This is a genomic window from Micromonospora sp. NPDC048986, from assembly GCF_040649335.1.
Taxonomy (GTDB): Bacteria; Actinomycetota; Actinomycetes; order Mycobacteriales; family Micromonosporaceae; genus Micromonospora; species Micromonospora alfalfae.
Map to the genome: position 1 here is coordinate 22104 of NZ_JBEZFJ010000012.1, position 17429 is coordinate 39532.

The 17429-nt window shown below is 73.0% G+C and carries 15 protein-coding genes; 6 read left to right on the top strand and 9 right to left on the bottom strand.

Annotated features, from left to right (window positions below; all coding sequences use genetic code 11):
- Positions 1-6 precede the first annotated feature (6 nt).
- Positions 7-1824 carry a stealth family protein gene (locus AB0B94_RS23305; RefSeq protein WP_357283862.1) on the bottom strand — a complete coding sequence of 606 codons (1818 nt, stop codon included), beginning with the start codon at positions 1822-1824 and terminating at the stop codon, positions 7-9.
- 503 nt (positions 1825-2327) lie between these two features.
- Between AB0B94_RS23305 and AB0B94_RS23310 the strand changes: the two genes are divergently transcribed.
- The gene (locus tag AB0B94_RS23310) at positions 2328-3248 is read left to right on the top strand and encodes a DNA-3-methyladenine glycosylase 2 family protein (protein WP_357283865.1); all 921 of its coding nucleotides are present in this window, start codon (positions 2328-2330) and stop codon (positions 3246-3248) included.
- Positions 3249-3269: 21 nt separating this feature from the next.
- Here the strand turns inward: AB0B94_RS23310 and AB0B94_RS23315 are convergent, their stop codons facing one another.
- Complete coding sequence (locus AB0B94_RS23315) at positions 3270-3776, bottom strand: DUF1990 domain-containing protein (RefSeq protein WP_357283868.1); 507 nt, start codon at positions 3774-3776, stop codon at positions 3270-3272.
- A gap of 94 nt (positions 3777-3870) precedes the next feature.
- Here AB0B94_RS23315 and AB0B94_RS23320 point away from each other — a divergent pair, with 94 nt between their 5' ends.
- A complete protein-coding gene (locus AB0B94_RS23320) occupies positions 3871-4365 on the top strand; it encodes a GNAT family N-acetyltransferase (RefSeq protein WP_357283871.1) in 495 nt (164 codons plus the stop codon).
- Here AB0B94_RS23320 and AB0B94_RS23325 read toward each other — a convergent pair.
- Both AB0B94_RS23325 and AB0B94_RS23330 read right to left on the bottom strand, forming a co-directional pair.
- Complete coding sequence (locus AB0B94_RS23325; protein WP_357283874.1) at positions 4340-4762, bottom strand: SRPBCC family protein; 423 nt, start codon at positions 4760-4762, stop codon at positions 4340-4342. The genes AB0B94_RS23320 and AB0B94_RS23325 overlap by 26 nt on opposite strands.
- Positions 4763-4916: 154 nt before the next feature.
- The gene (locus tag AB0B94_RS23330) at positions 4917-5129 is read right to left on the bottom strand and encodes a hypothetical protein (RefSeq protein ID WP_357283877.1); all 213 of its coding nucleotides are present in this window, start codon (positions 5127-5129) and stop codon (positions 4917-4919) included.
- Between the two features lie 135 nt (positions 5130-5264).
- Between AB0B94_RS23330 and AB0B94_RS23335 the strand changes: the two genes are divergently transcribed.
- Together AB0B94_RS23335 and AB0B94_RS23340 are read left to right on the top strand one after the other, a co-directional pair.
- The gene (locus AB0B94_RS23335) at positions 5265-6380 is read left to right on the top strand and encodes an ATP-dependent DNA ligase (protein WP_357283880.1); all 1116 of its coding nucleotides are present in this window, start codon (positions 5265-5267) and stop codon (positions 6378-6380) included.
- A gap of 58 nt (positions 6381-6438) precedes the next feature.
- Positions 6439-8010, top strand: coding sequence for an alpha/beta hydrolase (locus tag AB0B94_RS23340; RefSeq protein WP_357284488.1), 1572 nt, complete (start codon positions 6439-6441; stop codon positions 8008-8010).
- On the opposite strand, the gene AB0B94_RS23345 is transcribed toward AB0B94_RS23340, so the two are convergent.
- The gene (locus AB0B94_RS23345; RefSeq protein WP_357283885.1) at positions 7937-8449 is read right to left on the bottom strand and encodes an ion channel; all 513 of its coding nucleotides are present in this window, start codon (positions 8447-8449) and stop codon (positions 7937-7939) included. The genes AB0B94_RS23340 and AB0B94_RS23345 overlap by 74 nt on opposite strands.
- Positions 8450-8523: 74 nt before the next feature.
- Here AB0B94_RS23345 and AB0B94_RS23350 point away from each other — a divergent pair, with 74 nt between their 5' ends.
- Entirely contained in the window at positions 8524-8976 is a 453-nt protein-coding gene (locus tag AB0B94_RS23350) for a GNAT family N-acetyltransferase (RefSeq protein ID WP_357283888.1), read from the top strand.
- A gap of 64 nt (positions 8977-9040) precedes the next feature.
- Positions 9041-9553 (top strand): hypothetical protein, encoded by a 513-nt coding sequence (locus AB0B94_RS23355; RefSeq protein WP_357283891.1) that lies wholly within the window; start codon positions 9041-9043, stop codon positions 9551-9553.
- Positions 9554-9772: 219 nt separating this feature from the next.
- On the opposite strand, the gene AB0B94_RS23360 is transcribed toward AB0B94_RS23355, so the two are convergent.
- Genes AB0B94_RS23360 through AB0B94_RS23375 form a run of 4 tightly spaced genes read right to left on the bottom strand, consistent with a single transcriptional unit; the run spans position 9773 to position 17400 of the window.
- Complete coding sequence (locus AB0B94_RS23360; protein ID WP_357284491.1) at positions 9773-10498, bottom strand: ABC transporter ATP-binding protein; 726 nt, start codon at positions 10496-10498, stop codon at positions 9773-9775.
- An 11-nt stretch (positions 10499-10509) separates the two neighbouring features.
- A complete protein-coding gene (locus AB0B94_RS23365; RefSeq protein ID WP_238671891.1) occupies positions 10510-11505 on the bottom strand; it encodes an ABC transporter ATP-binding protein in 996 nt (331 codons plus the stop codon).
- 1 nt (position 11506) lies between these two features.
- Positions 11507-14215, bottom strand: coding sequence for an FtsX-like permease family protein (locus tag AB0B94_RS23370; RefSeq protein WP_357283896.1), 2709 nt, complete (start codon positions 14213-14215; stop codon positions 11507-11509).
- Positions 14212-17400, bottom strand: coding sequence for an ABC transporter permease (locus AB0B94_RS23375; RefSeq protein ID WP_357283900.1), 3189 nt, complete (start codon positions 17398-17400; stop codon positions 14212-14214). The genes AB0B94_RS23370 and AB0B94_RS23375 overlap by 4 nt, the downstream gene beginning before the upstream one ends.
- Positions 17401-17429 lie beyond the last annotated feature (29 nt).

Genomic DNA, 17429 nt, shown 5'->3' on the forward strand with positions numbered 1-17429 from the left:
ACGGGCTCATTCGTCGCGCCCGAGCAGGACCGCCTTGAAGTCGGTGACAGTGTTGAGCATGTTGTTGGGCATGGTGGGCGCGTCGACCGGGGCGTTCCGGCGGGCATCCCGCACCGGGCGGTACGAGCGCCGCCACAGCTCCCCCGCGCCCACGTTCCGCCGCTCCGCCACCACGTCGTCCGGCAGCTCGAACGGGGCGGGGAAGGGCAGGTAGCGGGGCAGGAAGTCGGCCAGCATCCGCTCCTGCTCGGCGAACGACCGAGGGTCGGAGTCGGTGTCGTTGAGGCAGAACACGTCGCGGTGCCGGCGGGCCAGCAGCTCGGCCAGCCGCGCGGGGGTCGAGGGGTGACCCAGGTCGGCGTACTCGTACTCGATGTCGCCGGGGACGGCCTGCGCGGTCAGGAACGCCCAGTACTGGTGCAGCGACGACGGGATGGCCAGGTCGCCGTGGTGCCGGAACCGGTGCCGCGCGGTGGCCGTCACCTCGTCCGGCAGCATGCCCTCGATCTGCTGCATGATGCTGCGGCGCAACGCGAAGGGGGTGTGCTTCATCTTCTGCGTGATGGTCACGCCGAACTGCCGTTGGATGTGCCGACGGTTGTTCTTTCCGGCGGCCTTCACCGGCGGGTCCTCCGGCTTCGCCTCTCCCAGGCCGAACTGGGCCGGCGAGGGGAAGAACTTCGCGATCCCGTTGGCGTGGAAGAAGTGGTTCGGCAGCAGCGGGCGACCGAGGAACACGTCGTCGTTGAGGTAGAGGAAGTGTTCGGCCAGTCCGTCGATGCGGTGCAGCCGGGACTCGATGGCGTGCGAGTTGTACGACGACCGGCCGCCGAGGTCGGCGAAGAGTTCGGCGTGCGAGATGACGGTGATCATCGGATGGCTCGGGTCGAGCCAGCTCGGCAGTTGGCTGTCGGTGATCAGGAAGATCCGCCGCAGCCAGGGCGCGAAACTGTGCAGCGAGCGCAACGAATACCGCAGCTCGTCGCGGTTGTGGTAGCGCGACGAGTTCGCGGCGACCGCGTGCAGCGGGCCGTCCGGGGCTCCGAGCGCCAGCGACTTCCGCTTCAGCCACTGCGGGTCGGAGCCGTCCACCCAGGTGTAGACGGCGTCGATCGGGAAGCCAACCCGGTCCGGTGCCCGGACGGCCAGGTCCCGCCGGGTGCCGTAGGTGTGATCGTCGGCCTCGGGCACGAAGTGACTCATCAGCGCCGCTGCCACCCGGACCGGCTGGGCGCGGGCGGGCGCCTCGTCGACGACCCCGTTGCGCCGGGGTGCCCGGACCATGTCCCCGTGCCGGCTCCAGAACTCGATCTCGCAGGCGAACTGGGCGCCGAGGACCACCCCGGCGCGGACGTCGGTCACCGGGAAGCAGACCTGGATCACCTGGGTCGGGGCGCCGTCCGGTTGGTCCCGACGGGGCTGGACCTGCACCACCCGTACGTCCGCGCCGGAGAGCGCCGGCGCGGAGCGGATGAGGCGTTGCACAGCCGGCCGCTGGTCGTCGAGGACCGCGACGGTGCTGCGCAGGTGGTCGTCGTTACGGATGCAGTGGTATTCGATGCCGGCGGCGTGCAGCGCGGTGGTGACGGCGGTGAGGTTGCGGTGCCACTGCTGCAACGGGGTCGCCGCGGCGACGACCTCGGCCCGGGTGCGAACGCCGCCGTCGGTCACTGCCACCCGGGCGCCGAGGGAATGCACCGTGTCGCCGCCGCGCGGGCGGGAGAGCGTCTGCACCAGGCCGATCCGCCGGTGCGCGGGCAGCAGACCCAGCAGCCGTCGCCGTGCCGACGACGGTAGGAGTCGATAGACCTTCAGCGCGATCATGCGTTGGGCCGTCCGCTCGCGACGGCCGCCTGGTCAGCGGGCACCCGTCAGCCCTGCGAACAGGTAGCGGGGTGAGATCCCACTGGCGATGATTCGACACAGACTCGCGCAGCCAGCACTGCATGCCCTTCCACAGATCCCCCGTTGGCACTGCGTGACGATCCGGCCTCGGCCGCGCGCCGCCTGGTGGCGGCTGTCGGCGGGACACCGGTCTCCGGGCCGGACCGTGTACTTCCGCGAGCGGAAGTTGCTGGCCGCCGCAGGTGGCCCGGGGCAGTGCGTTTACCTGCAGGCCATCAAACAACCACATGATCGATACCTGGCCCACCACCAAAAATGAAATAAGGGCCGTATGCGCCTTTCACCACAATAATCCTGGCCATTCGGGTGGTTCAACGACACCGGGACGGTCGGCCGAACGTACCGACGCGAAGCTCCTCAACGCCGGGCGCGACCGGTACCGCCGGTCGCCAGCCCTCATCGTGACCTGGCAGAGTAGCGGGGTGACCGAGACCGAACCCGCCGCGACCAGGGTGCTGCACCCACCGGTCGGCTACCGGCTTACCGCCTCGGTCCGCGCGCTCACCTTCAGCCCATACGATGCGTGCGCCCGGGTGGCGGCCGGCACCTTCTGGTGGGCCACCCGCACCCCGGACGGTCCGGCCACGCTCGCGCTGCGACCGGCTGGCGCAGAGTTGCTCGCGGAGGGGTACGGACCGGGCGCCGAGCACGTCCTCGCCCGCGCCGACGCGATCGCGGGGCTCCGCGACGACCTGACCGGCTTCACCGAGCTGGCAGCGGCGCACCCGCTCGTCGCCCGGCTGGCCCGGGAGCACCGGGGCCTGCGAATGCCCGCGACCGGGGTGGTCTTCCCCCGACTGCTACGCGCGGTCTTCGAGCAGAAGGTCACCGGCAAGGAGGCCTACCGGGCGTACGCGGCGATGGTGCGGCACTTCCGGGAGCCGGCTCCCGGCCCGTTTCAGCCGCTGCTCCTGCCGCCCGAGGCAGCCACCGTGGCCGCGGCCCCGTACTGGGTGTTCCACCCGTTCGGGGTGGAGCAGCGCCGCGCCGACACGCTCCGTCGCGCCGCCGCGCTCGCCGACCGTCTGGAGCGCAGCACCGACGCCACCGACGCCACCCGCCGGCTGACCGCGATCCCCGGCATCGGGCCGTGGACGGCCGCCGAGGTGGTCCGGATCGCGTACGGCGACCCGGACGCGGTCAGCGTCGGCGACTACCACATCCCGAACACAGTGGCCTGGGCGCTCGCCGGCGAACCGAGGGGCGACGACGCCCGGATGATGGCCCTGCTGGAGCCGTTCCGAGGTCACCGGGGCCGGGTCTGTCTGCTGCTGGAGGCGGCCGGCATCCGGGCGCCGAAATACGGCCCGCGCGCCCCGATCCGCTCGTTCGCCAGGTTCTGAGTCGCTCCAGCGCCGGGGGTTTCAGCGACCCGCGCAGAGCCGACGCAGGGTACGGCCGAGCCACCAGGCGTACGCGTGCTGCACGGCCCGAACCACCGGGCCTCCGGCGCGGGTGAACCAGCGGTCCGGCAGGCTGAACGCGCGGACCTCGAACCAGACCGCCCCGGTGTCGTCGCGGACGACCTCGAACGCCTCCTCGCCCCGCTCCGGGTGCCCGGGCAGGGTGCCGTAGCCGAAACCGGCGAGCGTGGGCGAGTCCGCGCTCCAGACCACCTGACACGGCCCCCAGAGGCGGGCCGGGCCGACGCCGAGGCCGGCGGTCACCAGCACACCGGTGGTGGCCCGCGGCGCGTCGGTGCGAATCCGGACGCCAGCGGCGCGGTGCAGCCGCCAGCTCAGCACCGCGTCGGCGGCGGTCTCGAAGCAGCCGCCGGGCAGCGGATACCGGTGCCGCAGGTGGTGGTACCCGCCGGGCAGCGGCCCGTGCCGGGTCGACCCCACCTCCGGGTACGTCAGCTCGGCCACCATTGCCCCCTCGACCTCGACCGGACACGGGTCAGGGTACGGCCGGTGCGGTCGGGCCGCCCGTCGATGACAACGGCCACTGTGGTGTGCTGCCCGGATGAACGCCGAGGCGAGCATCGTTCCGGCCGGTGTCGTGGACGCCGGCGAGATCCTCACGGTGCAGCGCGCCGCGTACCTGAGCGAGGCGCAGCACTACAACGATCCGTTCCTGCCTCCGCTGACCGAGACGTTGGACGAGGTCGTGACGGTGCTGACCGGCCCGAGCATCGTGCTCGCCGCCCGGTTGGGCCGCCGGCTGGTCGGCTCGGTGCGGGCCCACCTGGACGGGGACACCGCGCACGTCGGCCGGCTGTCGGTCGCCCCGGACCAGCAGGGGCGGGGTGTCGGGGCGCAACTGCTCACCGCCATCGAGCGGGTCTGCGCCGGCCGGGCGGCCCGCTTCACCCTGTTCACCGGAGCGGACAGCGGGCGCAACCTGCGGTTGTACCAGCGGCACGGCTACCGGATCGTGGCGCACCGCCCGGACCCGAACGGCATCTCGTTGGCAGTGCTGGAGAAGCCGGCCGTCAGCTCCGCTCGCAGCGACGCCTGAGCCCGTCGGCCTCCATCCGCACGTAGCGGCGGAACAGCCCGCCGTAGAGCCAGCCGATCAGGCCGGCCAGCGGGCCGGCCTGGTCGATGACCAGCTCGACGCGGGTACGACCGTCGGGCAGCGGCAGCAGCCGGTGCTCCCCGGTGGTCCGCACACCCGGCGCGGCGGAGACCCAGACGAACTCCCGCTCCTCGGTCAGCTCGGTGACCCGCCACAGTGCCGGCCGCAGCTTCGGCTGGGTCAGTCGTGCTGTCGCGCCGACGGTCAGCGGCCCCGGCTCCCCCCGCTCGGCCCGGGTCACCGAGTCTGTCCATTCGGGCCAGCGGGGCACGTCGACCAGCACCGCCCAGATCTGCTCGGCCTCCGCGGCGACTTCGGTATCGGCCTCGAACCGCATGGCGTCCCCTCCCCGGCGGCGCCGCTCGGCACCGCCACGGGTGCAGACGAGGCCGCCGGGAGCAGTGTGACACCGACGTTCAACGCCGTCCCTCCTCAGTGGAGGCACCCGAGCCCGGCACCCGGTGGTTCCCGGCCGCACGCCGCCGCCCCGGTCAGGCGGCCTCGCGCAGGTCGGCCAGTGTGAGCGGGGTACGCCGACGCAACAGCTCCTCCAACTCGGGCACCGAACCGACCTCGCCGAGCACGTTCCGGCCGCCGCCGAACCGTTGCGGGTAGCGGCGGGTCAGCCGGAAGCGGTAGCGGCCCCGGATCAGCTCGACGCTCACCCGCCACCGCCCGCAGCAGTCACAGACCCACTCGGACACCTCGCGAAAGTAGCTCTGAGCTGGTGTTGTTCGATTCGCCCGGTGGGGACGAGCGACGCACAGGCGGACACGCCGCCCGGTCGTCCACGGTGATCTGCCTCACGACTGTCGGCGCCGTCTGATTGACTGGTCGGCGTGGACCTGCCGATCAACCCGCCGGTCGAGCCGATGCTGGCCAAGAGCGTTCCCAAGCTGCCCACCACGCCCGGGGTGACCTACGAGCCCAAGTGGGACGGGTTCCGGTGCATCGTGTTCCGCGACGGCGACGAGGTCGAGTTGGCCAGCCGGGGCGGCAAGTCGATGACCCGCTACTTTCCCGAGGTCGTCGAGCAGGCCCGCCGGCAGCTGCCGCAGCGGTGCGCTGTCGACGGGGAGCTGATCGTGATTCGGCGTGACGGGCCGAGCGGCCAGCCCCGGCTCGACTTCGAGCTGCTGGCCCAGCGCGTCCACCCGGCCGCGTCCCGGGTGAAGATGCTGGCCGAGACCACCCCGGCCGACTTTGTCGCGTTCGACCTGCTGGCGATCGGTGACGAGGCACTGCTCGACCAGCCCTACCCGCGCCGCCGGGAGCGGCTGGTCGAAGCGCTGGCCGGGGTGCGCCCGCCGGTGCACGTCACCCAGGTCACCACCGACCCGGACACCGCGCGGCGCTGGTTCGACGTCTTCGAGGGCGCCGGGCTGGACGGTCTGATCGTCAAGCCGGCCGATCTGCCGTACGAGCCGGGCAAGCGACTGATGTTCAAGGTCAAGCACGCCCGCACCGCTGACGCTGTGGTGGCCGGCTTCCGCTGGCACAAGTCCGGCCCGGTGGTGGGCTCGCTGCTGCTCGGCCTGTACGACGACGCCGGGGTGCTGCACCACGTGGGAGTGAGCGCGTCGTTCAGCATGGCCCGCCGCGCCGAGTTGCTCGACGAGCTGGCGCCCTATCGGGACACCGGCGGTGTGCACCCGTGGGTGCACGGCGACCACGAGCGTGGCCAACGCATCCCGGGTGGGGTCAGCCGGTGGACCGGCACGAAGAACCTGGAGTGGGAGCCGGTGCGCCCCGAGCTGGTGGTCGAGGTGGGCTACGACGCCATGGAGGGTGAACGGTTCCGGCACACCGCGCAGTTCGTCAGGTGGCGCCCGGACCGCGATCCCCGGTCCTGCCGCTACGACCAGCTCGAACGGCCGATCCGCTTCGACGTGGATCAGGTGCTGCGCGGCGACCCGACGGCCACCGTGGACCGAGCCGCCACCGGCTCGGCGTAGCCTGGCCGTCGACCCGATTCCGGAGGACCACGTGACCCGCACCGCCGACCAGCCTCGGATGGCGTCCCGCCGCCGGGTCCGTCGCACTCTGGCCGCCTTCGTCGTCGCCGCGCTGCTCACAGCGGGTTGCACGCTGCCGGCGTTCGCGCCGCGCACCGAGGTGGAGGGCGCGGCCGCCCCGACCGGCAGCGCACCGAACTGGCGGCCCTGCCCGGAGGTGCCCGACGAACTGGTCGGGCGGAGCGCACCGAACATGCGCTACGAGTGCACCCGGATCGCGGTGCCCCGTGACTGGGGCACCGGCGGCGGGGCGAGCGCCGGCCCAGGCGCCGGGCAGACCTTCGAGATCGCCCTGCTGCGCGCCCGCTCCACCAAGCAGCGCGACCGGGTGGGCTCGTTGGTGATCAACCCGGGTGGTCCGGGTGGTTCCGGTGTCGACACCGCCGTCTACCTCTCCTTCGGCCCCCAGTTCGGCGGGCTGCCCGCCTCGATCACCGAGCGCTTCGACATCGTCGGCTTCGACCCGCGCGGGGTCGCCCGGTCCAGCCCGGTGAAGTGCATCTCCGACGCCGACCTGGACGCCAGTTTCGGTTTCGACCCGGATCCGACGAGCCAGTCGGCATTCGACGGCTTCGTCGGTCTGAGCCAGCGGATCGGGCGCGGCTGCGGCGACCGCTACGGCGACCAGTTGCCGCTGTACGGCACCGAGCAGGCCGCCCGCGACATGGACGCGGTACGCGCCGCAGTCGGCGACGACAAGCTCACCTACCTGGGCTACTCGTACGGCACCCTGCTCGGTGCCACGTACGCCCAGCTCTACCCGCAGCGGGTGCGGGCGCTGGTGCTCGACGGCGCTGTCGACCCGCAGCAGCGACTGGTCGAGGGCTCGGAGAGCCAGGCCCGCGGTTTCGAACGGGCCTTCACCAACTTCACCCGCTGGTGCGCGGCGAACGCCGGCCGCTGCCCGATCGCACCGGACGCCCGCGCCGCTGTCACCTCGGCCATCGACAAGGCCAAGGTCTCCCCGGTACGCGGCGCCGACGGGCGGGAGGCCACCAGCGGCTGGGTCTTCTACGCCGTCATCTCCTCGCTCTACACCGAATCCGGCTGGCAGGAGTTGGCCCAGGCGATCGACAACCTCGCCGAGGGCGACCCGAAGGACGTGTTCCGGCTCGCCGACGCGTACGCCGGCCGCGAGGACGACGGGCACTACTCGAACCTGTTCGACGCCAACCTGGCCATCAACTGCGCCGACGAGACGGAGAAGCCGAGCCGGGAGCAGATCCGCCGGTTGCAGTCCGAGTGGCGCGGGAAATACCCGCTGTTCGGGCCGGCGTTGGCGGTCGGCATGCTGAGCTGCGTGGAGTGGCCGGGCGGGCGCGACCCGTACCCGACCGGCAAGGCGAACGGCGCGCCGCCGATCGTGGTGGTCGGCACCACCGGCGACCCGGCGACGCCGTACGAGCAGACCCCACGGCTCGCCTCGATGCTGGGCGTCGGCCGGGTGCTCACCTGGGAGGGCGAGGGGCACACCGCGTATCCGCAGACCTCCTGCATCACCAACGCTGTCGACGCCTACCTGATCGACCTGACCGTGCCACCGGAGGGGCAGCGCTGCCCGGCCCGCTGACAGGCCGGGTCGGTGGCAGCGGGGGCAGATCGATCCCCTGCCGGGTGGCCAACTCCTCCAGCAGCGCCCGCATCCGGCGCACGTCGGCTTTGAGCTGCTCCTGCTCCTCGTGCTCGAAGGCGTCGTCGTCGACGATGAGCCGGCTCGCGAAGTGCGCGGTGATCAGCGGGATGACCAGCAGCACCATGGTCGAGATGAGCAGCGCGGCCAGTGTGCGACCGGCCCAGGTGGTCGGCGAGATGTCGCCGTATCCGACGGTGGAGGCGGTCACCACGGCCCACCAGACGGCGTCGGCCGGGCTGCGCTGCTCGACCTCCCCGTAGATGACCCCGGCCACCACGATCATCAACAGGTACGAGGTGATCAGCGTGCGGGGCGAGTTCGCGAACCACACCAACGCCCGGTATATCCAGCGGAACGGCAGCAGCACTAGCTCCATGTCGCCCCATGCTGCCCGTTGCCCGCAACCGGCACAGACCCATTCGCCGGTTTCGCTGTGCCAGGATCACCGCCATGAGCGACGTGACCTACCGGGAGGCGGTCCGGGCTGACCTGCCCGCCGTCATCGCCCTGCTCGCCGATGACGTCCTGGGCAAGGCCCGCGACTTCACCGAGGTCGACGAGGCGTACGAGAGGGCGTTCGCGGCCATCGACGCGGACCCGCGAAACCAGCTGATCGTGGCCGAGCAGGCCGGCGAACTGGTCGGCTGCCTACAGATCACCTACATCCCGGGTCTGGGCCGGCACGGCAGCGAACGCTCGCTGATCGAGTCGGTCCGGGTCCGCTCCGACCGGCGTGGCCAGGGGCTGGGCCGACAGCTGATGACCTGGGCCGTCGACCAGGCCCGTGAGCGTGGCTGCGCGCTGGTGCAGCTCACCACCGACAAGACCCGCGCGGACGCGCACCGCTTCTACCTGGGCCTCGGCTTCGTGGCCAGCCACGAGGGCATGAAACTCGCGCTCTGACCCGCCGTCGGGTCCACCCGGCGGGGGCGGCGGGAGTCGCCCGGGCCGGGTTACGTTCGCTGCCATGAGCAGGCCGACGGTGCCCGGCGCCGCACCGTCGCGGCCGTCATGGCGCGGGACCGGCTCGGCGCTGTTGGCGGTCGGCGTCCTCCTGGTCGTCGTCGCGTTCTGGCTGCCCGCCTGGCGCGGCGTCTACCTGGACCGCACGGAAACCACTCCGGGTTCGAGAGTGCTCGGCTGGGCGCTACCGTTCGCGGTGACCGCCGCCGTGTTCGCGGTGCTGTCGCTCGCCAACACCGGCCCGGCCCGCTGGGTCTGGCGACAGGCCAGCCTGGGAATGCTCATCTCCAACGTGCTCGCCTGCGGCAGCCTCACCGGGGCGTACTGGTATTTCGAGGCCGCGGACCCCTACGTCGAACACGAGTTGATCTCGACGGGGCCGGGTGCCGGTCTTCTCCTCGCCCTGCTGGGCTGCCTGCTGATCCCGCTCGCCGGGTCTCTTCCCGACGGCCAGAAGCGCACCGACCAACCCAGAATCGACCGGCCCAGACACGACCGGCCCGATCAGACGCGGTAGGGGAACTCCCTCGCCCTAGCGCCGTACGTAGGCTGTGGAGCTGATGTCGTAGACGAGTCGCCGTCCGGCGATTCGTTGACGACATCAGCTCCACAGCGGGCGCGGGCGACCATCCGCCACCCAGCTACCCGCGGCCCACCATCCGTCGCCCACCATCCGTCGCCCAACCGCCGCACGCGGGGGGGCGTGGGACAGCGTCGGGCAGCAGTTCGATGGCGGTCAGCCGTCGACCAGGCGGCCGTCGCGTAGGACGAGCACCCGGTCGGCGAGGTCGATCAGGGCCGGGTCGTGGGTGGCCACCAGGGCCGTCATGCCGCGGGCGTGCACCACCGCGCGCAGCAGGTCCATGATGGACCGCCCGGTCTCCGAGTCGAGCTGACCGGTGGGCTCGTCGGCGATGAGCAGGTCCGGCTCGTTGGCCAACGCACGGGCCACCGCGACCCGCTGCTGCTGGCCACCGGAGAGTTCGTACGGGCGCTGCGCGGCGTGCCCGCCCAGGCCGACCAGTTCCAGCAGCACAGCGACGCGCTCCTCGCGCTGCGCGGCCGGCACCTGCGCCAGCCGCAACGGCACGCCCACGTTCTCGGCGGCGGAGAGGATCGGCACCAGCCCGAAGGTCTGGAACACGAACCCGACGGTGCCCCGGCGCAGCCGCAGCAGCTCCGCCTCCCCGGCCGAGGTGACCTCGTGCCCGGCCACCACCACCTGGCCGCTGTCCGGCCGGTCCAGCCCGCCGATCAGGTTCAGCAGCGTGGTCTTGCCAGCCCCGGACCGACCTCGGATGGCGACCAACTCGCCCCGGTTGGCGGTGAACGACACGTCCCGCACCGCGTGCACGGCGTGCTCACCACGACCGAAGGTCCGGCTGACCCCACTGACCCGGACCACCTCGTCGGGGCGCGCCGCTGGCGCACCGCCGAAACCTGCCGCTCCGGTCACCACCATGTCCTGCCGGCTCATGCCCGCGCCCCCCGATCGTCCGAGGCCCGGTTGCCGGGCCGTACCTGCACGTGGTCCGGCTCCAGGTCGAGCCGGACCCGCTCCTTCAGCGAGAGCGCGTCGACGAACGCGGCGGGTAGCTGCATTCGACCGTTGCGGTCCAGCACCGCGTACTCCTCGCTGACCAGCTCGGTGTTGCCGTCCGCGTCGATCCGCGCGGTCCGGCGTACCTCGGAGGCGGTCCGGCCGTCGCGGATCGCGACGGTCCGGCGGACCTGCGTGGCCACGGCGTGGTCGTGGGTGACGACCACGATGGTGACGCCCAGTTCCGCGTTGATGGTGCGCAGCGCCGCGAAGACGTCCGCGCCGGTCGCCTCGTCCAGCTCACCGGTCGGCTCGTCGGCGAAGAGGACCTCAGGGTCGTTGGCCACCGCCACCGCCACCGCGACCCGCTGCTGTTCGCCACCGCTGAGCTGGCCCGGCCGCCGGTCGGCGCAGTAGCCCACGCCGACCAGGTCGAGCAGTTCCCGGGCCCGCGCCCGGCGGGCCTTGGCGCTGCGTTTGCCGGCCAACTGCATCGGCAGCTCGACGTTCTCCAGCGCGTTGAGGTACGGCAGCAGGTTGCGGCCGGTCTGCTGCCAGACGAACCCGACCAACTGCCGGCGGTAGCTCAGCCGTCGCTTCGCGGAGAGCGAGAGCAGGTCGTAGTCGGCCACCCGGGCGATACCGGCGGTCGGGGTGTCCAGGCCGGAGAGGATGTTGAGCAGTGTCGACTTGCCCGAACCCGAGGCACCGACGATCGCCACCAGCTCACCCCGGTCGATGACCAGGTCGAGCCCCTGCAGGGCGACCACCTCCACCCCCTCGGTCTTGAAGATGCGCACCAGGCCGTCGCAGACGATGTGCCCGCGTAGGCGGTCCTGCCCGCCGGCCCGCTCGGCGGCGCGTTGCGCGGCCCGCTGTTGCAGGGCGGCCAGGTCAGGCACCAGTGGAGTCTGGGCGGTAGCGGTCATCTCAGCTCTCCTCTCCGAGCCGAAGCACCTCTCCGAGGCGCAACCGGCGGTTGTTCAGGGCCTCGACGGCGACCGCGAAGCCGAGGGCGACGGCCCCGAGCGCGAGCACCGCGGCGACCAGGCTGGGCTCGAAGGCCACCCGAACCGGTACACCACTGGTGAACGCGGACAGGCCGAGCACCGGGTTGAGCAGCAGGGGCAGCACCGCGCCGACGAGCGCGCCGGTCAGCACCGACACCGCTACCAGCGGGGTCAACTCGACCAGCAGCAGCCCGCGCCACTGCCGGCGGGACAGGCCGAGGGTGCGCAGCCGGGACAGCACCTGGCCCCGGGCGCGCGCGCCGGCCAACACCGTGAACGCGATGGCCAACAGCCCGAGCACTGTGCCGCCAGCCGCGCCGGCCACGAACCCGAAGGCCAGCACTCCGTTCGCCCCGCCCTGGCCAAGGTCCCGGCGGACGTCCGCCCTGGTGTCGACGGTGACGCCGATCGGCCGGTCCCGACCGGTGACCGTGCCGTCCCGCTGGTAGCGCTCCTGCCCCTGGTCCCCGGCGACGCGCAGCGCCTCGGCGTCCAGCGAGTCCCCGGCGATCAGCAGGCTGGTCGGCACGGGTGTGGTGGTACGCGTCGGCAGGGCCTGCCAGGGCAGGATCACGAACCGGCTGGTGTTCGCCGCCAGCATCGGGAAACCGTCAGCGGTGCCGGCCACCCGGAACTCGTACCGCTGGCCCTGCACCGCGATGAAGGCCGAGTCGTCCAGCCCGGCCTTCGCCAGGTCGGCGGCGACCGCCGGTGAGACGATCGCCGGCAGCGGACCCGGGCCGGGTCCGGCGGTGCGCAGCGCGGCCGGAACCGACACGTCCACCTGGGATTCGCGGGCGACGGTGTCCAACCCCGAGCCGTCGACAAGCAGCACGTCCGTCTGCTCGATGAAGGCGTCGGTGCCGGCCTCGTCGGAGGCGAACCGCTCGTCGTCCTCGAACAGCACCCGGGTGACGGCCCGGACCCCGGGCAGGCGGCCCAGCTCGTCGATGGTGTCGGGTGCGAAGCGTTCGCCACGGATCACCGCGTCAGCGGGCACGATCTGCGCGGCGGCCCGTTCCCGGCTCGCGTCGACGCCGGCGGCCACCACCGCGCAGAACGCCGCGGTGCCGATCGCCAGCACCACCACCACCAACGGCGCGGCGACCGCCGCCCGGCCGGCGCGGGCCGTGCCGAGGAACGCCACGCTGCCCCGGGTCCGCGCGGCCAGCCGGCTGACCAGCAACAACGGCCACGGGTACGCGCGCAGCGCCAGCACCGCCGCCGCGACCGCGAGGAGCACCGGCACCGACACGAGTAGCGGGTCCACCTCGCCGAGGGTCAGGCCACGCCGACGCAGCAGCACCGCCGCGAGCCCGGCCAGGAGCAACAGGGAGACCTCGACGGTGAGCCGACGGGCCGACGGGCGCACCCGGATCAGGTCCCGGCGCCCCGCTCCCCCGGCCGGTACGGCCAGCGTCGCCAACGGCAGTGCCAGCGTGACCAGCACGGTCACTCCGATGAGGTACGGCGTGGTGGGATCCGGGGCACCGGGGAACAGCGTGCCCAACCACCAGCCCAGCACGCCGGCGATCGGCACCACCAGCACCGACTCGGCGAGGCTGCGTCGGGCGCCGGCGGTGGCCCCGCCCCCACGGGCGCGCAGCAGCGCGAACTCCGAGCGACGCCGCCTGGTGGCGAGACTGGCCGCGAGCACTATCAGCCCCGCCAGGGTGGCCAGGACGCCGGCCGCGATCACCGCGAGCAGGGTCCGGACGGCGTTGATCTGGGCGGCGAACGCGCGCAACGGAACGTCGGCGCCCTGGGTCAGGGTGATCCCCGTGGGCTGGTTGCGCTGCATCACCTGAAGGCCGTCGATTATCTGGTCCAGTTCGCGGGCGTCGATCCGGTCGACGCCCAGTCGGTACCGCCAGTTGGACTGGACCGGCCAGCCTTCGGCGGCCCGCTTGTTGAGGGGCGACTGCGCGACGACGCCAACGATGACGAACGGCTGGCCGTCACCCTGCGGTTCGATGATCCGCAGCAGCTGCGGGAGGCCGTCCCAGATGCCGTTGGCGCGATCGACCGGGCGGAACAGCCCGGTCACCGCCAGCGGGGCACCGCTGATGAGTCTGCCCTTGTCGTCGGTGTTGCCGATGCGCAGTTGGCTGCCGGCGCGCAGGTTGAGCTTACGGGCCACGTCGACGTCGAGCGCCACCTCGATCGGCCGGTCGGGAACGTACGTCTCGCTCGGCCACGCCCCCTCGACCAGGGCGCTCACGCCCTGAACGTCGGGCATGGCCCGCAGGCTCATGTCGACCAGCAGGTTGCGGGCCGCCAGGTCCGGTCCGACCACGCGGGCCGCCGCGGTCTCGACGCTGTACCACCGCTCGGTCACCGCCGAACGCACCGGCGGTGGCATCTCGGCGGCCAGGGCGTCGAACCGTTCGGCGGCGTCGCCCATCGCCGTCCGCCGCGAGGTCGCGGGCTCAATGCCGGTGGTGTATGAGAGGTCCCGGCGGGCGGCCGGCTCGCTGTTGAGCTGCGCTCGCAGCCCCTGTTCGGCGAGCCGGTTGACCAGCCGGGGCACTCCACTGATCAGCAGCGTGACCACCAGTGTCAGCACCGCCAGCAGCAGGAACTGACCCCCGTACGCCCGGACCCGCCGGACGGCCGCCCCGACGCTCATCGTTCTCCCCCGATTCGCAGCTGCACCGCCGCCACCCGCTGACGGATGCCGGTGGCGATGAACGCGCTGAAGGCGAGGGCCGCCAGCAGCAGACCGGCAGCGGTCAGGCCGATCGGCACCCAGGGCAGCACGAACGCCGCCGGGGGGATCGGCCGGCCGGCGGCCGGGGTGAGGATGACCAGTGGGGCCATCGTCGCGCCGACCGCGGTGCCGAGTAATAGCCCGACGCCCACGCCGATGCCGGCGAGGAACGTCTGTTCGGCGAGCAGCGCCCGGGCCATCAGCCGGGGCGTGGCGCCGAGGGTGTGCAGGACCGCGAACTCGCCGAGCCGACGCCGGGCGGTGGCCCAGACGTCCACCATCAGGCCGACGAGGGCGAGCAGTACCGCGCCGAGCGCGGCAGCGAGCATCCCGGTACGCGAGCCGCGCCAGTACGGGTCGTCGGCGGCCGCCTCGATGGCCGCCTCCCGGTTGAGCACCGTGACGCCCGGGAGTGCGCTGACCGCTTGGGCGGCGGCGTTCGCGTCGGCGGCGCCGACCCACCATTCCGGTACCTGTCGCACCGCGCCGCTGCTCCGGATCATCGCGTCGACAGCGGCCGGCAGGTCCAGCAGCACACCGGCCGCGGTGGTGGTCGTCGGCACGGCACTCAACTCGCCGACCAGGTGCACCGGCACCGTCACCCCGGAGAGCGTGAGGTCGACGGTGTCGCCGACGTTCAGGCTCAGCGCCTCGCGTACCTGGGGGGTCATCAGCACCGGCGCGGGCTTGCTCACCCCGCCCGCCACGACGGAGAACCGGGTGGGCGGTTGGTACGCGAACTGCCCGCCGGGAATCACCTCCACGGTGTGGACCGCCGCGAACCCGGCCCCGGTGGTCTGCACCGGCGTGGATGCCACGCCGGGGGCCGCCAGCACCCAGTCGCCGCTCAGCTCGGCGGGTCGGGTCGTGCCGTCGGCGTTGACCACCGCCAACCCGTCCACCTGGAGTCGGTAGGCGTTGCCGGCCGCCAGCCCGCCGTCGGCTTCGAACCCGGCCAGCCGCAGCCGCGCCCCGCCCACGTCGGGCAGTTGTACGGAGAACCGGGTGGCCCGGCCGTCGCCGTCGGCGTTGGCCGCCGGCAGCCGCAGGGCGAGCCCGTCGGAGCTGGTGACCAGCAGCGTCACCGCGACCTTCAGCGACCGGGCGGCGCTGCTCACCGGGGTACGGACCGTGCCGGTGATGGCCCGCGCCCCGGCGGGCAGTTCGACACCGGCGGGGGCTCCGCGCTCATCGATCATGCGCTGGTACTGCTCCGACGCCGACCCGTCGCCGAGCCGGTCGGCGAGCCGGACGACGCCCGGAGCGCTGGCCGGGTCGACACCGATCACCGTCGCCGGCAGGTTCTCCCGCCCGATCCGGATCTCGTCGCGCCACGCCGGCAGCACCCGGTCCACGCCCGGTAGCGCGGCGAGTTCAGCGGCCCGGGTCGGTGGGGCGTCCCCGGTCCGTTCGGTCACCCGCAGGTCCGCGCCGACCGTGTGGCCGGCCTGCTCGACCTGGGACCGCTCGCCGGTGCTGATCAGCGACCAGGCCAGTGTGCTGCCGCCGACGGCGAGGGCGAGCAGCAGCACCGGGCCGGCGTGGGGACGCCGGCCGGCCTGCCACATGCCGAACATCGTGGCGGTCCAGGGGCGTCGGTCGACGAACCGCTCAGCGAACCGGGTGAGCGGCGGGAGCACCCGCAACGCCAGCACGGCACCGGCCAGCACGCCGAGCGTCGGGGCGGCGACCAGCAGCGGGTCGAGCCCGAGCTGTCCACCCGAGCCGGCCAGCGGGGAGGCGTACCGGCGTAGCTGCACCCAGGCGAGCACGGCGAGCGCCACGAGCACCAGGTCGACGCCGGCGCGTTGGACGCTCGCGGACCGGTTCGGCCGGGATCGGGCCGCCATGTCGGCGACGTAGGTACCGGCGCCACGCAGCGTCGGAAGGACCATGGCGACGAGGCAGCCGGCCGCGGTGGCCGCTGCCGCCGCCCAGACCAGTGTGGTGTTGCCGCCGGCGGTGTAGATGTCACCCGAGCCGCCGGGTCGGATGTACCGCAACGCCTCACCGGCGATCAGTGGACCGAGCACGGCGGCCGGGGCGACCACCAGGGTCGCCTCACGGGCGGCCAGGCCGGCCAACTGCCGACGGGCGGCGCCGCGGGCGCGCAGCAGCGCGGTCTGTGGGCGGCGGTCCTCGTGCAGCAGCGCGGCGACCAGCACCAGCGCGTAACCGGCGAGCACCAGGATGAGCAGCAGCGGGGTGGCCAGCGATGAGCGACCCACCAGGTCGGCGCGGCCGATCCGGTCCAGCAACTGCGGCATCTTGGTCACCGTCTGCCCGGAGCTGCCCAGTTGGGCGGCCTCGGGCACGGCAGAGACCGCCTCGGTGAGGGCTTTCCGAACGGCGGGCAGGTCGGCGGTGTCGACGCCACCGAGGTCCGGTTGGGCCAGCCAGGACGCCGACACCGAGCCCGGGAAGGTGGCCGCGAAGTCGGCCGGGTCGAGCGTGAACGGCCCGTACGAGGTGCCGGAACCGGCGCTGCCCGCCCCCACGCCGGGGGCCAGCAGCCAGTACGCGTCCGCCGGGTCGCGGGGCCGCCAGGTGCCGGCGAGCATCAGTTCCCCGCGTCGTTCGGTGGCCCGGTCACGCACCGGGACGCGTTCGCCGACGGTCAGGCCGAGGGCGCCGGCGACCCGCTCGGGCAGGCTCACCTGGACGGGGTTCGCTCCGGGGCTGGGCCAGGCTCCGCTGGTCAGCTCCGCGTGGCTGGCGAGGTCGGCGAGGGTGGCCAGTTTCGCGAAGACCGGTTCGTCGGCCGTCCGCGGGATCTGCCCGAGGTCGCCGGTCAGTTCCCGGCCGGTGCCGTAACGGGCGGCGGTGACACTGACCGGGACGCCGCCGAGTCCGGTGGCGAACTCGGCCCGGACCGCCTTGTCCCGGGCGGCGAACTCGGCCGCGTCCCGCCCGCCCGAGCCGGTGACCAGAAGGCCGCGCTCCTCGGCGGGCGAGGCGGCGACCAGTGCCCGCTGCCCGGCGTCCACCGCCCGACGGTTGTAGTCGGACAGCCCAGTGACCAACGCGACGGCGACGAGGGCAGCGATCACCGCTGCGACCAGCAACCCTCGCGCCTCGCGGGCCCGCCTCCACACCAGCTTCATCCGACGCCTCCCCTGGCCCAGGCGGGCCG

Coding starts and splice junctions, on each gene's coding strand:
- AB0B94_RS23305 (WP_357283862.1), bottom strand. CDS start 1,824: ATGATCGCGCTGAAGGTCTATCGACTCCTACCGTCGTCGGCACGGCGA.
- AB0B94_RS23315 (WP_357283868.1), bottom strand. CDS start 3,776: ATGGTGGCCGAGCTGACGTACCCGGAGGTGGGGTCGACCCGGCACGGG.
- AB0B94_RS23320 (WP_357283871.1), top strand. CDS start 3,871: ATGAACGCCGAGGCGAGCATCGTTCCGGCCGGTGTCGTGGACGCCGGC.
- AB0B94_RS23325 (WP_357283874.1), bottom strand. CDS start 4,762: ATGCGGTTCGAGGCCGATACCGAAGTCGCCGCGGAGGCCGAGCAGATC.
- AB0B94_RS23340 (WP_357284488.1), top strand. CDS start 6,439: ATGGCGTCCCGCCGCCGGGTCCGTCGCACTCTGGCCGCCTTCGTCGTC.
- AB0B94_RS23345 (WP_357283885.1), bottom strand. CDS start 8,449: ATGGAGCTAGTGCTGCTGCCGTTCCGCTGGATATACCGGGCGTTGGTG.
- AB0B94_RS23350 (WP_357283888.1), top strand. CDS start 8,524: ATGAGCGACGTGACCTACCGGGAGGCGGTCCGGGCTGACCTGCCCGCC.
- AB0B94_RS23355 (WP_357283891.1), top strand. CDS start 9,041: ATGAGCAGGCCGACGGTGCCCGGCGCCGCACCGTCGCGGCCGTCATGG.
- AB0B94_RS23360 (WP_357284491.1), bottom strand. CDS start 10,498: ATGGTGGTGACCGGAGCGGCAGGTTTCGGCGGTGCGCCAGCGGCGCGC.
- AB0B94_RS23365 (WP_238671891.1), bottom strand. CDS start 11,505: ATGACCGCTACCGCCCAGACTCCACTGGTGCCTGACCTGGCCGCCCTG.
- AB0B94_RS23370 (WP_357283896.1), bottom strand. CDS start 14,215: ATGAGCGTCGGGGCGGCCGTCCGGCGGGTCCGGGCGTACGGGGGTCAG.
- AB0B94_RS23375 (WP_357283900.1), bottom strand. CDS start 17,400: ATGAAGCTGGTGTGGAGGCGGGCCCGCGAGGCGCGAGGGTTGCTGGTC.